Consider the following 15,716-nt stretch of genomic DNA (forward strand, 5'->3'; position numbering starts at 1 on the left):
ATTTATTTATTCGTTTGTTTACTATGACTTCTTACTATAAAAATGGATGCAATGATACCACCAATGAGACCATCAATCATATCAAACATCGTATCATCAGGATCTCGGCCTTGTGCTGTAAAATGAAATAATTTATCACCAGCAAATTCAAGTAGCTCCCATGCGCCTGCTACCGCTAATGCAAACACAATAATATACAAACCAATAAAGAACTTAGGAAGCTGTTTGACAAGATTATCTCCTACAATTAACCCCATTAAAATCCAAGCACCATAGCCAATCCAGATACCTGAAGATAAGTGAAGAAAATCATCAAAATGATGAATGCTATAAAATCCACCAAACGTTCCTAATCCTACAGCAATAAAAATAAAAACATACGTCATTCCTGCAAATAAATCAGGAAATGCATAGCGTGATTTTCGCTGCCAAACACCAATAACAATCAAACTAGCAATTGTTAACAAGCCCATGAACGCTTTCGTTCCTCGACCATCAAACAGCATATAGGCACTCCATGCCGTAATGATGAGAAAGACTGCCCACCAAATTATTCTAACTATATTTTTCACTGTTGTATTTTTTTGGCTTTCCATTTTATTTTCCTTTCTCTTACCTATATTTCTATTGTATGAACAGATCATAATCCATATTCTCAAAAACATATAAATTACTATATAAGCAAAATAACATACCAGCAGTATTTCATATACGTGAAAATTTATACAATCCTCTAAAATACGTCTTCCCCTTTACCACACTTTACATCGGGACTAAACATCTAGAGGATGTAAAAAGTAGATTCATACTATATAGCCCCGACCATGTGTCACTTTAATTCCAATCAAAAAAGCTGCAGATTTCAACATGCAAACCTTCTACTAAAAATGATTCACCTATTAATCTAACTATTCAAAGAAGCTATAATAGTACTAATACATACGGAGGGTAAATCATGTTAAAAAAATTCACTGGCAATCTATCTCAAAAAGAGAAAAGCTTGAAAGAATTATATAAATTAATTTTTGAAAATGGTTCAGTCTCTAAAGGGGATTTAATCAAACTAACTGGAATGAGACAAACAACTTGTACGCGGTTAATTGATGAATTACTCGTTTCAGGACTAATCAAGGAATGCGGCTACGGTGAATCTAGCGGTGGGCGTAAACCACTAATGTACGAAATCAATAAAAATATTAACTACGTTATTGGAATAGATATATCAAGAACATACACAAAAATTTTATTAATGGATTTAAGTTTTAGCATTATTGCTCAAGCAAAATTCAAAATGAATGAAACGACTACACCAGATGTTACAATTGATCTTATCATCTCCCATATAAATAAGATGATGAAATTGTATCAATTAACTAAAGATGATATTTTAGGTATCGGAATCGGAACAATAGGCCCTCTTAATCGTGAAAAAGGGATTATTATTAACCCGAATAACTTCCCCTCGGATGGATGGGAAAATATTAAAATTTGCGAACGCTTAAATGATGTACTTCAACTACATACAATTCTGGAATATGGAGCCAATACTGCCCTTCTTGCAGAATATAGTCAAGAACCTTTTAATCAATTTCGCAATGTTATTCATGTCATTAAAGGTACTGGAACACGCACTGGTATCATTATGGATGGTAGATTAGTTTTAGGAACGGACAAACTGAGCAGTCTGGGACAAGGTCATATGATTGTTGATTTATATGGAAGAAAATGCAGTTGTGGAAGTAATGGATGTATAAACGCCTATTCCTCTATATCAGCTATGAAAAATGATATTATCGACGCCATCCAACAAGGTGCGCCATCACTTATCACAAATAAAGTATCAAATATAGAAGATATTGATTTCAATGATATTTGCCAAGCTGTTAACGATGGTGATCCTCTCTCAACACGTATTGTTCAAAATGCTGCTTATTATACAGGTGTTGGACTTGCAAATTTAGCACAAGTCCTATTCCCAGATCTTATTATATTAAGTGGTCCTACTTATACTAATATGGAATTGTTTTATGATGTAGTAACTTCAACTGCTTCAAAACGTTGTGAAAAAATGTATAGTAATCAAAGAATCATTTTTAGTAGAGGACAGCTTGGAGAAAATGCCACGGCAATTGGTGCTGGTCGAATAGTGTTGGAGCATTTTTTAGCAGATTCAGCAAGTAACGGAACACTAAATAAACTGTATATTTAACAAAGAAGGAAGCACAAAAAGCTTCCTTCTTTAACATATCAATCCCTTTTATTCAGGTAAATCAATATTTAAACTATTAACTTTTCTTTTGAATCCACTCGTTTTAATAGTTAAGAAGATAAAACCATATTCCAAAAAGTAAACTGAAATCTATGTTTTTGTTAGATTATGGGATTATACAATACGCCAAACAAATGATTATTATATTCTTGAAGTTATTGTTTTTGAGATGATAATTTTTTAATTGAAGGTTGTTTTATAATAAGATGATTTTCTTTCACGGATGTTCGATCAGGGTTTGTAAAGATGATAAAGAGCAAGCTAAAAACGAATACAACAGAAGCACCTACAGTAATCGAATAATTGAATCCTAACGTTGTATTGCCATTTGCTAATTGCACTACCCAACCTGTGACAAGCGGTCCAATAATTCCTGCTAAATTGGCTAATCCAATTAACGTACCAGAAGCTAATCCTGGTCTTTCAGGAAGTAATTGATTCGCAATTTGTGGGGCAATAGAAAATACTGTATTAACAAGCATGACCCCAAACGCTAATGCAATGACAGCTCCAACGATTGAGTGAACAACTGTAGTGAGATATAAAGCAATGGAAGCTAAAATTAAAGCATACCCTGCTACAAAAACTCTAGACTTTCTATGACTTTTCGTTTTTCTTAGTACATAATCAGATAACATTGCTGCCAATACGGAACCAACAGAAGTAAAAATCCCTATTCCAGCAACCGTATATCCCATATACGTTGGAGATAAATGAATGATTTCCGTTAAATAAATAGGCATCCAAACAAAAGACCAGCTTAAAATCCAAAATGCTGAGAAAAAAGCTAAGATTGTAAAAATGAAATCTTTCTTCATCAATCGTTTGATTAGTACAGACCACTTTATTTTCGGTAACTCGTTCTTAGATACTTCGCTTATTTTTTGTTTTTTAGGCTGTTCTTTACCGAATATAGTCCACAAAATAACCCAAATTAGGCTTAACGTTCCTAAGAAACCAAATGCAATTCTCCAGCTATAAGTATGAACAATCAGAATCAGAAGAGGAGCTATTACTTTCGCCCCCATACTTCCACAGTTAGCTAAAGACAATGCAAATGCCCTGCGCTCAGGAGGAAACCATTTACTAATTTGGTTTACCGCTGTGGCAAGATAAGGACCTTCAAAAGCTCCAAGTATAACCCTTGTTATAACAAGAAGTGTTAATCCTTGAATGGCAAATGCACTGAACTGAGCAACAGTCCATGCAATAGCCATAACGATAAGCAATTTCTTCGTACCGAATTTATCAATCAACGCAGCACCAAAGATTCCTCCTATTGAAAATAACCAATAAAACGAACTTCCAACTAATCCCCACTCCGCATATGTCAGATTTAAATCTGACATAATCGGAACTGCCGCATAACCAACAATCGCTTTATCTGCATAATTGATGATATAAATAAAGAATAAAAACAGCACAATCACCCAACGCATCAAATTCCTCCTTTTACAAAAGTGATTTTCTCAATCAAATTACCAACGATTTCTAAATAACGATTTAAACATGTTAAGTACTTCTAAGGATGAATATGTTTCTTTTCCGTTGGGCTAATAATAGTAATCTTTTATTATACCTGTACTGTCTCTAAATCCTTCCCTACGTACAATTTACCTTGGAATTTTGCTGACGCTTCACGATATGTTTTTTCTTCATCAATACCGGGTAAAAAATGCGTTAATATCAGTTTTTCTACATTTGCTTCTTGCGCAATTGTAGCAGCCTGAGAAGGAGTACAGTGCTCTTTTTGCAGTTCATTCCATATTTTGATTAATTCAGGGTCAGTGGCATTTTCATATATTTCATTTGAAGTTAAACTCGCATCAAGCACCAAAATATCGGCATTCTCTGCTAATTTAATAATCTCCTTAGTTGGTGCAGTATCTCCAGAAAATACAACACTCTTATCTCCAATTTGGAATCGGTAAGCATATGTTTGTACATTGTGTATCATTTCAGCAGCCGTAATCTCTACATCTAATCCACAATTTTCAACAGTTCCTGGTTGTTCAATCTCAATAATCTTCACATCCAATACACCGTTTCCTGGTCTGCCCAATGACATTCTGTAAGCGATATCATCTTTAAACAAATCTAACAGAGTGTCATGAAAATGCTTCATTCCTTTAGGACCAACTACCGTTAGTTCCCTTCTTCCTAATCCCCAACCACCTAACAAGAAGTTTCCATAGCCAAACAAATGATCAGAGTGTAAGTGCGTCATAAATAAATAATTAATCTTACTAGGACAAATTCCCGCTTTCATTAATTGATATGTAACACCTTCACCACTATCAACCAGCACATGCGTTCCATCAACTGTTAATAGCTGTGACGGACCTTTACGCTCCAAATCTGGTCTAGGACTTCCTGTCCCAAGCATTGTTACTTCAATTTGTTCCATGTTATACCCCTCCAATAATCTTTTTAAATTTAATCACCGTGCTCACCTTGTCAATTTCCATTTTAAGTTAAGGTAATTTTATACATTTTAACCATTTTAGTCAAAAGTTTTTTTGTATTTTTTGAGTTAAATAATTTTACCCAATAAAATATCGGATATCGTACTTACAAAACTGAACCACCATAAAACTAATATCCAAAAAAGTTAAAAGTAGACGTATTCTAGATCAAATACGAAACCCATGCCAAACAAAAAGAGCTAACAACCTACTGGTTGTTAGCTCTTTAACATTCTATATACTTCTTATTAAAGGGGTGTAAATAAGAATTTATAAGTTTCCAATGGATAAATATTTTGTTTCTAAGTAAGGCTCAATGCCTTCAAGACCACCTTCACGTCCAATTCCGCTTTCTTTCATACCACCAAATGGTACATGAGCACCTGAAGGAGCACCATCGTTCCATCCGACAATACCAAATTGTAAATGTTCATGTAAGTACGTACCTGTTTTATAATCGTTTGTGAAGAAGTAAGCAGCAAGTCCATATGGAGTGCTATTTGCAATTTCTACCGCATCTTCGATTTCTTTAAAACTGATAAGCGGAGCTACAGGTCCAAACGTTTCTTCCTGCATAATCTTCATATCTTCATTAACATTTTTTAAAACCGTAGGATAAACGAAGAAATAACCTTTTTCTTTATTCGCATCATATTCATTTCCAACTAGAACTTCTGCACCTTTATCAACGGCATCTTGAATTTGCTCAACAATCTTTGTATATCCTTTTTCATTAATGACTGGTCCGATTTGCGTGTCCTTTTCAAGCCCATTACCAACTTTTAATTTCATAACTTCTGCCGCCAATTTAGCGGAGAACTCTTCGATTACATTTTCATGCACAATGATACGATTTGCACACACACAAGTTTGTCCAGCATTTCGAAACTTCGATATAATTGTTTGATTGACAACCACATCCAAATCAGCATCTTCTGCAATAATAAGTGGAGCATGACCACCTAATTCCATCGTGACATGTTTTACAGTATCAGCACTATTTTTGATTAATGCCTTTCCGACAGGAGTAGAACCTGTAAACGTGATTTTCCGTACAAATTCACTACTTGTGAACAACTCTCCTACCTCTTTTCCATCACCAATAACATATTGAATTGCATCTTTCGGAATCCCAACTTCATGTGCAAGTTCAACTAATTTAATAGTCGTTAATGGTGTATCTTCCGCAGGCTTCACAATGAATGTACATCCAGCAGCTAAAGCAGGTGCAGCTTTTCTTGTCATCATTGCCGCTGGAAAATTCCATGGTGTAATCGCAGCTACTAATCCAATTGGTTCTCTACTTACGATAATTCGTTTTGTTTCAGTAGCAGCTGGAATTGTACGTCCATAAATCCGTTTTGCTTCTTCCGCATACCAGTCAATATAGCTCGTTGCATAATCAACTTCACCCAAGGACTCACTAAGAGGTTTTCCGTTTTCTAGCGTCATCACTTCTGCGATTTCTTCTTTTTGTTCCTGGATTTTATCAGACCATTTTCTTAATAATCTTGAACGTTCATGAGCGTTCACTTTAGACCATTTCTTAAAGCTATCATGGCCATTCTCCAACGCTTGTTGTATTTCATCCAAAGTGTTAACTCTTACTTCTGAGATTAATTTGCCTGTGGCTGGGTTGTTTACTTTAAAATAGTTTGTCATTTCCGGGCACACCTCAATTCTGATTTCATTTACACTTTATTGAAATGATTTTTCTAAAATAGCAAATCCTTTTTCTAATTCTTCATCAGTGATTACTAATGGTGCTAAGAAACGAATAACATTACCTTTTAAACCAGCAGAAAGAAGCAGTAGGCCGTTATCATTTGCATATGTCACAATTTCAGATGTTTTAGCCTTATTCGGTTTTTTACTTAAACGATCTTCAACAATTTCTACTGCAACCATAGAACCTAAGCGGCGAATCTCTCCAACATAGTCATACTTTTCAGCAAGCTCTTGCAATTTTGCTTCTATTTTCTGTCCAATAACTTCAGATTTTCCAACTAGCTTTTCTTCTTCCATAATATCAATAACAGCTAATGCAGCTGCACAAGCAACTGGACTTCCTGAATAAGTTCCACCTAATTCACCAGGTCCTGCTTCATTTAAGATTTCAGTTTTACCAACAACACCGCTCAATGGTAAACCAGCTGCTAAAGATTTTGAAACCGTCATTAAATCAGGTGTAACATCAAAATGTTCAATCGCAAATAATTTTCCTGTACGACCAAATCCAGTTTGAATTTCATCTGCTACAAACACAATTCCGTTTTCTGTACAGAATTCTCTAACCGCTTGAACAAATTTTTTCGGAGGAATAATAAATCCACCTTCGCCTTGAACAGGCTCCATAACGATACAAGCAACTGATTCAGGAGCTACTGTAGCAATGAAGAAGTCTTTGAACTCTTCAATTTTCATGTCAATATACGCTTCATCAGTCATTTCACTTGGTTTTTGATATACATAAGGGAAAGGTGCTTGATAAATTTCTGGAGCAAATGGTCCAAATCCGAATTTATATGGTTTAACCTTGCTTGTCATTCCCATCGTTAAATTTGTTCTTCCATGATAACCACGAACGAATGAAACAACAGCTTGACGACCAGTATAACGACGAGAAATTTTTATCGCATTTTCAACTGCTTCAGCACCTGAATTAAAGAAGATTGCTTGTTTTTCAAAATCACCAGGTGTTATTTGGCATAATTTTTCAGCAAGAGTAATGTAGCCTTCGTACATCATTACATTGAAACCAGGGTGTAAAAATCTTTCCACTTGTTCTTTTACAGCTGCCGTTACTTTAGGATGGCTATGACCCACGTTTAATGTTCCAATCGCCCCTGCAAAATCGATCCAATCGTTACCATCGATATCAGTAATTGTTGCTCCTGAAGCCTTATGGGCAATATTTAAGTTCCCGTTACTTACACCTTTAGGAACATATTTTACTCTTTTTTCTTGTAACTCTTTAGTAGATAAAAATGATGTTGTCATTGTTATTCCCCCACACTGTTTTATTATTAGAATAATAAGAATTTAATGATATTTTTACATCATTTTGGTACAATGAAAAGTACCAAAGAGAAGAAATTAAAGGTACCAGAGATTTGAGGGATAAACATGATTTATTTAAAAATCGATAAAAACGTAAAAACGAATTTTATATATCAACAGATCTATGAAGGAATAAAGGAGAATATCTTAAAAGGTAGGCTGAATCCGGATGAGAAGCTACCACCAAAACGAATATTAGCATCTCAGTTAGGTGTCAGCGTTAACTCCGTTATGAATGCATATGACCAATTGCTGGCAGAGGGATACATCTATACCACTGAAAGAAAAGGTTATTACGTAGAAAAAATAACACAGTTTATCCATCAAGAAAACTCGATGAATTTTCACTTGCCTAGTGACCTTAAAGAAAGTGCTGAAGATAAAGAAGGATGGCTTTCCCTCTCACATATGACATCCAATATCTCATTTTTCCCTTTTAAAGAATGGATGCGATGTCAAAAGAAAGCCATTGACCAGCATCAACGAGAGCTCTCAGAAATGCCCCATCCACAAGGTCCTTATATTGTACGAAAAACCATTTGCCGGTTGCTCTCCTTAACACGTGGAGTTATTTGTGAGCCTGAGCAGATTGTAATTGGGGCAGGTACAATGTCATTAATACGCCAATTAATGTGGATACAGAATAAAAATTCAGTAGTTGTAGTGGAGAATCCTGGATACCTTCGATTATATAAGTTGCTTAAAGGGATGGGATTTCCGATTCATCCTGTAAATGTAGATGAAAAAGGAATCTGTATAGATGATCTCCAGTCTTTAAAAGCAAACTTTGTTTTTGTTACCCCTTCACATCAATTTCCAACTGGCACAATCATGCCTATTTCTAGACGGATTGAACTGTTAAACCAAGCAACTGTCTCTAATAATATGTATATTGTCGAGGATGATTACGATAGTGAGTTTAAATACGAAACTGATAATATTCCATCATTACAAAGTTTAGATCGAAATCATCGAGTCATTTATACAGGTACTTTTTCAAAAACGATGTTGCCTGGTTTACGCATAAGTTACATGATATTGCCGCCTAATTTATTAAGAGAATATCGCAACCATTATTCCGATTTAATGCAATCTAGCAATACTCTCAATCTATTGACCTTACATTATTTCATTGAAAACGGTGAGTACAATCGACATGTAAAAAGAATGAATCATTACTACGAAACAAAACGAAAAATACTAATAAACGAACTAACCAATCAGTTTGGCGAACAAATTCAAATCGAGGATATTCCGGCAGGTCTCCATTTCGTTGCTCATTTTACAACGGACAAAAGTTATGAAGAAATCGAAGAAAAAATAAAGCAAGCAAAACTAGAAGTATATATGATGAAGCGATTTATGTTAAATAGCCAACCTATGCAAAAAAAGAGCATTGAGTTAGTGATTGGATTTGCTAATATACCAGAGGACAAGATTAGTGAAGCGGTGGAGCGGTTGTATCGGGTAATTTGTTGTTAGGACTTAGATTATAAAACCCATAAAAAAAGTGAGCAATCGTTGCTCACTTTTCTTATGGTCTTTATTTTTACAAGGCTACCTTCTTTTTTAATCAGATATATCTTTGTCATCCATTAATAAATGCGCAAACTTATCAAGTTTATATTTTGTGAGTAAATTAGCAATTTGCATGTCAATCTTCAGTTTTTCTGACGATAAAGGTCGATCTTTTTTGATGTCCAATAAATGCAAAAGTAGCTGGTCGTCCGGCTTATTTGCGGAACGATATGCGAAGATTTCCATTTCTGTTAACGAAGGCTCGTCTACGTCACGGTTTTTATACCAAGTTTGAAAACGCTCAATAATACGATTGTAGTCTTTTCGTAGAACATATGGAATCATATCAGGTATTTTCAAAAGTAAAAACTTCAACGCCTCTTTTTTAATGAATGGAGATAAGTGCGGATAGATGGCTATAAGTATTTCAACAGTCATTTCAGCGCTATTGAAGGTTCTATATTTTTTTTGTGCGAGAAGCCAGTTTATAACTGGCGTGCGCAGTTTTACATCAAGCTGTTCATCAGGAATATCGCTCTGTTGGAACATTTCCTTGGTTGTTTTGTGAGTCAATAAATCATACAGGCTTTGTAATTTTGCATGTTGTGACAAGGTTGCGTTAAGTAGAACGGCTGCTGTGTCGCTTATTCCGTTAAAGTAGACAAGCTGAAGATACCGGTTATTAAGGGGGCTAATTGAACCGCACTTATCAATCAGAAACGCACGTGCTGTATCATCAAGTATACGGTCGCAAGTAATACGAGTTGCGTCTAACTGGTACGAGGAAGATTTCGGATACATATAGTATTTGTGTAATGAGTCTGCAAGGATGCCGACCCGATTGGCATTATGAAAGTTTTCAATTGCAAACAGTGTATCGTAACCGTAATGAATGCTCGGTATACGTGAAAAATCAAATCTGCGTAAAACCGAAACTTTGTAAAGTTTACACCATACTGTCCTCATAAACTGGTGATACGCAGAAAAATGCGTGTCAAACATTTCTGGTGTATCTAATACGAGATTATGATCCAATTTTCGAATTTCAATCAGATTCTTGTTTGTCTCATTGATAAAATCATTTCCACAAGCAACGATATCGAGATCATTATTCGATATAAACTGGCCCATACTCATCAAAAAGTGAGGTTTGTATTCATCGTCTGCATCGAGAAAGCAAAGATAATCACAATCATCGTAATTAGCAATGATTTCTGTCCAGCTATTCCCCTTTTCATGAACATGATTTTGCTTGTTTCTAAGCGCAATTATACGCGAATCTTTGGAAGCATATTGTTTTATGATTTGGCCTGTTCCGTCTGTTGAAGCATTATCTAATAAATACCAGATCCAGTTCTGCTCAGTCTGGGCTAGAACGCTTTCAATCGCACGCGCCATTGTTTTTTCTGCATTATAAGCGTATGTGTAGAAAATACACTTTTTCAAGCAACATCATCCCCTAAGCATGTGAAAAAATTCGCGGGATTTTTCCCAACTTTTATAGATTATGTAGGTTTATACAAAATGTTACTTCGTCCATAGAGAATGGCTACTTGTGGTTCCCGCAAAAGCTTATACGATTTGAACACCCTAGCGAGATTTAGTTATATCGATTTGGACAATTCTTATACCTTCTGGCGACCGCATTGTATTACTCCCCATTAACAGCTAAGTAATTGGTCATATATTTTAATTGCTTCTCATAGCCTGTAACTCGGTTTGATATAATGCTTTCATACATATTTTTCATAAAAGCGAGCATAGATTTTTCAATATCCTCAACAATTTCCGGTGCACGTTTAGAGAGATATTCTGCCCTTGTTTGATACATCGACAAATACTCATCGAGCAATTCCGGCGTCATCTGCTTGTTGTGTATAAACGCCGTCATGTTAGACGCGTGTTTCCTGAAATAATACATTGCAATATTCCACAGTGCTATGCGCTGCGCCCTCTCAAATACCTTGTAGATAACGTGAATGTCGTCCACCAGCACATTGTCTGGGAATGACAGCCCTTTCCACAAACTGCGCCGAAAGAGCTTAGTCGGTGGTGCAACGTTATAAAGCCGACGGTTTAATAACTCTCTTAATCCTTGCAGCCGGTCAAAAACAAACCGCTCATTGCAAATGAAGTATGGATCCAGCCTGCCCCCAAAATCATTGTAGCTACCGCACATAGTAATATCAGCATTCTCTTCGCGTGCAAGATTGAAGAGAAACGCGAGCATCGATGGCTCGCACCGGTCGTCATCGTCCACAAATGTAACATATTCGCCTGTAGCAACAGCTAGACCACTGTTGCGTCCAAATGATGCACCTTTGTTCTTCTGAATTGTTATTAGTTTCACCCGCTTATCTGCTTCCGCGTAGGCCGCGCAGAGTTCAGCTGTACCGTCAGTTGAACCATTGTCGACTAGAATCAACTCATAATCACCAAATGTCTGATTCCGCAAAGAATCAAGCATAACTGGCAGATACTCCTCACGATTGTATGTAAGCAAAATAACGGTAATAGACGGCATAGTAGGCATAGGCACCTCCAGACGTTAAAATTCAACGATATGCAAATCGTCTTCATCAATACCAAGCGTAATAAACTGTCTCCTAAGTTCCTCTCGAACATTTCGATACCCGGAGCCAATCAAGATTGTTATCGGTTTGTCAGCAGCTATCTTTGTTACAGCATCTGGGAGACGAACAGGAATTCCATCAGCTAACATTCCGTTTTTTTGTACATCGTTGTCAAAAAAACCAGAAAAAGAAAGGCCGCTTGTCTCAAAAGCAGTTTTTAAATATAAACCAATATGGCCGGTCGGAGCCAAATATATATCTCCCCCCTTAGCTAACACCCTCCTGGCTATTTGCTCAACTATGTTAAAGCATTGTAATCGCAAACTGGTAAGACCCGCAGCAGTACCTTCTGATAACAGCTTATCAATTACAGAACAGCCGTGGTCTTCTGAGGACGTGGCCATACTTTTCAAATCTTTTTGTTTTAAACATTTATCTATCACAGCGGCATTTTCGGTTATTTGCTTATTACTCACGATGCATAACGCGGTCACGAGTTGGTAACGAAATTGCTCCATATAAACGTGTACAAAGCCTCGCTCTTGTTCCGTATTTGTCGCACACCGCATCAACCACGTTAAAGAGAGCAAAAGCTTGCAGCACTCCGAAACATTCTCCAACGCCGTTAGTCTCGAAATAGATGATGAATGCACACGGTACAAATAAATCAGTGTGTCAACGTAGTACACCGAGCGCGCTGAAAGCAAAGTACGGACAGATACGTAGACATCATTATAAATATTAACTGGCGTCTTTAAATGTTTTACACTACCATAGTGCTCCCGTAATTCTCGCGAAAAAATCAGCCGCCACGTTGCTACATTAAACGGCTGTGTTTCGGTCAGGTATTCAAGAGCTCGATCCTTCCCCCGACCATTAATGCGTTTGGTTTGATAAGGTGTATCAGTAAAGTTAATAACATTTTCCTCTAATACCGGACTGAACCTCCCAAAAAGCACATCGGGAGCATCGTTCCGTAAAATATCCACAATTTCTCCGTATGCGTCCGGTGCCAACATATCGTCGCCATCTACATAATGTATGTATTGCCCCTGTGCTTGTTTGGTGCCGTACATAACCGCCTTTCCGAAAATTGGCTCACCATTCAGCGCGTAATATCGTATCTGTTTATTATCTGCTGCGTATTCTCTGCAAATGGCATCGCTACCGTCAGTAGAGTTGTTATTGACCAAAACAATCTCATAATCATCAAAGGGCTGAATAATGATGCTATCCAAACAAGCTCCAATATAACGCTCTAGGTTATATACACTTACAATAAAGCTTACAAGCGGCCTTTGCCCAAACACCTGCATATTTACACCTCTTTTATGATACTCCCGTTCATCTCTAAGTACCTCAAATACCGTTCTACCCCTGTGCGAGTATCCACGGATGGCGTGTAATCCAGTACTGTTTTTATTTTGCTCAAATCCGGACAGCGGCGCTGTGGGTTGTCCGTGTTGTAATATTTATCCGTATGTTCACTAAATATGATGCTCCCGTTATATCCAAAGATGAAATTCCCGACAGAACGGTAGATTTCTGCTAATTCATGAATCGTCATTTCTTCCGCATCATTACCGATATTGAAGATGTCATATCGCGCATACAGTGCGCATTTTAATGATGCAAGGGTCGTATCCGAAGCATAACAGAAGGTACGGGTTGCTTTACCGTCGCTGTACAAGACAATTGGTTCTTTCTGCAAAATATTCATCGCAAAATCCGCCGGGGCACGTTTATCATTTATACGTAACCCAGGTCCGAAACTGTTAAACGGGCGCAATACTGTGACCGGGATTCCTTTCTGATAATGGAAATTATAACAAAGGGTTTCGGCGTAACGCTTTGATTCATCATAGCAGGAGCGTGGTCCAGAGCAGTTAACATTGCCCCAATAACTTTCTGGCGTTGGAACCATTTTTGGATCAGGATCACCATAAATCTCACTGGTGGAGTAAAACAACAAATTGAAAATGCCTCTACCACCATAAAAGTCCAACAGGCGTCTCAGCCCAACAACATCAGCATCCATCGTTTCGATTGGATGCAATCTATAATAAACAGGTGACGCCAGTGATGCCATATGAAAAATAAGGTCCGCATCACTAGCAAACGAGAAATCCTCCCGAGTGACGTCACCCTCGCGCACCGTAAACAGAGGGTGGCTTTCTATTCCGTGAACCCACTTGGGCTTTCCGAAAATGTAATTGTCTAGCATGTATATACGCTTCACACCAAGCGTCTGTCCATATTGGGCAAAAAAATGCACCAGCATAAATCCAAGAGAACCCGCAAAACCCGTTATTAATATTTTCCTGCCTGATAACGCGCTGCGCTCGCGCTCTGAAAGTCCATCCACAATGCGCCGCAAATCCTCTAAGAGAATAATGTTATTTGTCATATAATTCCCCTTTCCTTATCAGTGTTTACCCTCCGCCAAATTAACACTTAATTCTCTAAGAAATATCTGCAATCGACGAAACGTATATCTGGAAAGGTCTTATCAATTCCTTTAAATTCTTCCCAAGCGGTCACAAGCGCGACCACTTTGCAAGTTTCACATACCTCACGCACTGATGTGCAATAGGTGATGGAAAGTCCGAACGTGTTTTGAAACTCCCGCATAGCAAGTGGATCATAGGTATGGATACTAACATAACCGTCGCGTATCAGCGTAGCGATGATCTTTGCCGCTGGGCTGTCGCGAACATCATCAGAGCCTGGTTTAAACGACAGGCCAAGTATACCGATTTCCTCAGTTTTTCCTCCTGCTACGCGGGCGATTTTTCGAGCAGTCAGTTCAGGCATTTCATTATTAAGAGAAATTACACCTTCCAGTATTTGAGGTGTGAATCCCTTTTTTAGTGCGACAGCGTCAAGAGCAGCTGTGTCTTTTGGTAGGCAATACCCACCGTAACCGCAGCCGGGATATATGTAGGTGTTGATTCCTGCACCAGCAAGCCGTCTGTCCTCATGCAGAATTCGAAACGCCCTTGCCGTTTCGATATCACCAATCGCATCTGCGAGTAGAGCCATCTCATTCGAGTAACTGACTAGCGCTGCAAGCAAGGAGTTGGATAAATATTTAATAAACTCAGCTGTGTTAGGTTCTACAAAATGAATCGGTGTGTCAAACGGCATATATAGTTTCATAAGCACATTCTTTGCTGTATCGTCGGTAACACCGCAGACAATTCTGTCAGCGTTCATAAAATCATCCCAGCATTTGCCCTCACGTAAAAACTCCGGGTTTACCGCAAGTGGATTGTTTGCTCCCTTCGCACGGACATACGGCATGATTCGTTCTTTAAGTGTTCCCGGTGGAATAGTGGATTTCACGACAAGTACACAGACTTTAGATACTGTTACAAGAATACTGTCAATTGCCGATAGTAAATGTGCCAAATCTGCGCTACCGTCAGATAATCCTGGCGTTCCAACGCAAAAAAAACAGATATCGCTCTTATACGCCGCATCTATTGCGCTTTCTGCTATCGTGAATGTTTTGCCAAGATTCCGCGCGAGTGCGTCATCCAGTCCTGGTTCGAAAAACGGAACTTTTCCGCTGGCTATCTCTGCACAGCGTTCTTTGTTAATATCATATCCGCGCACAGAAAAACCTTTGTCTGCAAAACCGAGCGCAGTAGTTAGCCCAACAAATCCAAGTCCAAATACAGCAATTTGCATTTCCTCCCCCTCCTCTACCTCAAACAACACGGTATCATAGTAGCCTTCTCATGTGACGGGGTACGAATTTATAATCATGAATACAAAATGTCTTCATCAATACAAAAATATCTCCAGTGTAAGATTAACGTTAGCTGT

At 37.8% G+C, this 15,716-nt stretch carries 12 protein-coding genes; 2 read left to right on the forward strand and 10 right to left on the reverse strand.

Annotated elements, in window-relative coordinates:
* Positions 1-2: 2 nt before the first annotated feature.
* A complete protein-coding gene (locus tag TX86_RS25990; protein WP_052343897.1) occupies positions 3-596 on the reverse strand; it encodes a DUF2238 domain-containing protein in 594 nt (197 codons plus the stop codon).
* A gap of 359 nt (positions 597-955) precedes the next feature.
* On the opposite strand from TX86_RS25990, the gene TX86_RS24665 reads away from it, so the two are divergent.
* Complete coding sequence (locus TX86_RS24665) at positions 956-2,209, forward strand: ROK family protein (protein ID WP_042353077.1); 1,254 nt, start codon at positions 956-958, stop codon at positions 2,207-2,209.
* A gap of 215 nt (positions 2,210-2,424) precedes the next feature.
* Here the strand turns inward: TX86_RS24665 and TX86_RS24670 are convergent, their stop codons facing one another.
* The 4 genes from TX86_RS24670 to gabT all read right to left on the reverse strand — a co-directional run bounded on the left by TX86_RS24670 (position 2,425) and on the right by gabT (position 7,734).
* Positions 2,425-3,708: an MFS transporter gene (locus tag TX86_RS24670; RefSeq protein WP_052343899.1), complete on the reverse strand. Its 1,284-nt coding sequence runs from the start codon at positions 3,706-3,708 to the stop codon at positions 2,425-2,427.
* A 134-nt stretch (positions 3,709-3,842) separates the two neighbouring features.
* Positions 3,843-4,676: an MBL fold metallo-hydrolase gene (locus tag TX86_RS24675; RefSeq protein ID WP_042353080.1), complete on the reverse strand. Its 834-nt coding sequence runs from the start codon at positions 4,674-4,676 to the stop codon at positions 3,843-3,845.
* A 328-nt stretch (positions 4,677-5,004) separates the two neighbouring features.
* On the reverse strand, positions 5,005-6,396 hold the full coding sequence (locus tag TX86_RS24680; protein ID WP_042353081.1) for an NAD-dependent succinate-semialdehyde dehydrogenase: 1,392 nt from the start codon (positions 6,394-6,396) through the stop codon (positions 5,005-5,007).
* Between the two features lie 36 nt (positions 6,397-6,432).
* Positions 6,433-7,734, reverse strand: a complete 1,302-nt coding sequence (gabT, locus tag TX86_RS24685; protein WP_042353082.1) for a 4-aminobutyrate--2-oxoglutarate transaminase — start codon at positions 7,732-7,734, stop codon at positions 6,433-6,435.
* A 126-nt stretch (positions 7,735-7,860) separates the two neighbouring features.
* Between gabT and gabR the strand changes: the two genes are divergently transcribed.
* Positions 7,861-9,276: a MocR-like transcriptional regulator GabR gene (gene gabR / locus TX86_RS24690; protein WP_042353083.1), complete on the forward strand. Its 1,416-nt coding sequence runs from the start codon at positions 7,861-7,863 to the stop codon at positions 9,274-9,276.
* A gap of 87 nt (positions 9,277-9,363) precedes the next feature.
* Here gabR and TX86_RS24695 read toward each other — a convergent pair whose 3' ends face one another.
* The 5 genes from TX86_RS24695 to TX86_RS24715 form a co-directional block, all read right to left on the reverse strand.
* A complete protein-coding gene (locus TX86_RS24695) occupies positions 9,364-10,758 on the reverse strand; it encodes a glycosyltransferase family 2 protein (protein WP_042353085.1) in 1,395 nt (464 codons plus the stop codon).
* A 205-nt stretch (positions 10,759-10,963) separates the two neighbouring features.
* A complete protein-coding gene (locus TX86_RS24700; RefSeq protein ID WP_081707835.1) occupies positions 10,964-11,845 on the reverse strand; it encodes a glycosyltransferase family 2 protein in 882 nt (293 codons plus the stop codon).
* 15 nt (positions 11,846-11,860) lie between these two features.
* Positions 11,861-13,201 (reverse strand): glycosyltransferase family 2 protein, encoded by a 1,341-nt coding sequence (locus TX86_RS25995; protein WP_052343901.1) that lies wholly within the window; start codon positions 13,199-13,201, stop codon positions 11,861-11,863.
* A gap of 2 nt (positions 13,202-13,203) precedes the next feature.
* Complete coding sequence (locus TX86_RS24710; RefSeq protein ID WP_042353086.1) at positions 13,204-14,292, reverse strand: NAD-dependent epimerase/dehydratase family protein; 1,089 nt, start codon at positions 14,290-14,292, stop codon at positions 13,204-13,206.
* A 47-nt stretch (positions 14,293-14,339) separates the two neighbouring features.
* Positions 14,340-15,578 (reverse strand): UDP-glucose dehydrogenase family protein, encoded by a 1,239-nt coding sequence (locus TX86_RS24715; protein WP_042353088.1) that lies wholly within the window; start codon positions 15,576-15,578, stop codon positions 14,340-14,342.
* Positions 15,579-15,716 lie beyond the last annotated feature (138 nt).

The organism is Bacillus massiliigorillae, from assembly GCF_000380245.2.
GTDB classification, from domain to species: Bacteria; Bacillota; Bacilli; order Bacillales; family DSM-1321; genus Bacillus_AD; species Bacillus_AD massiliigorillae.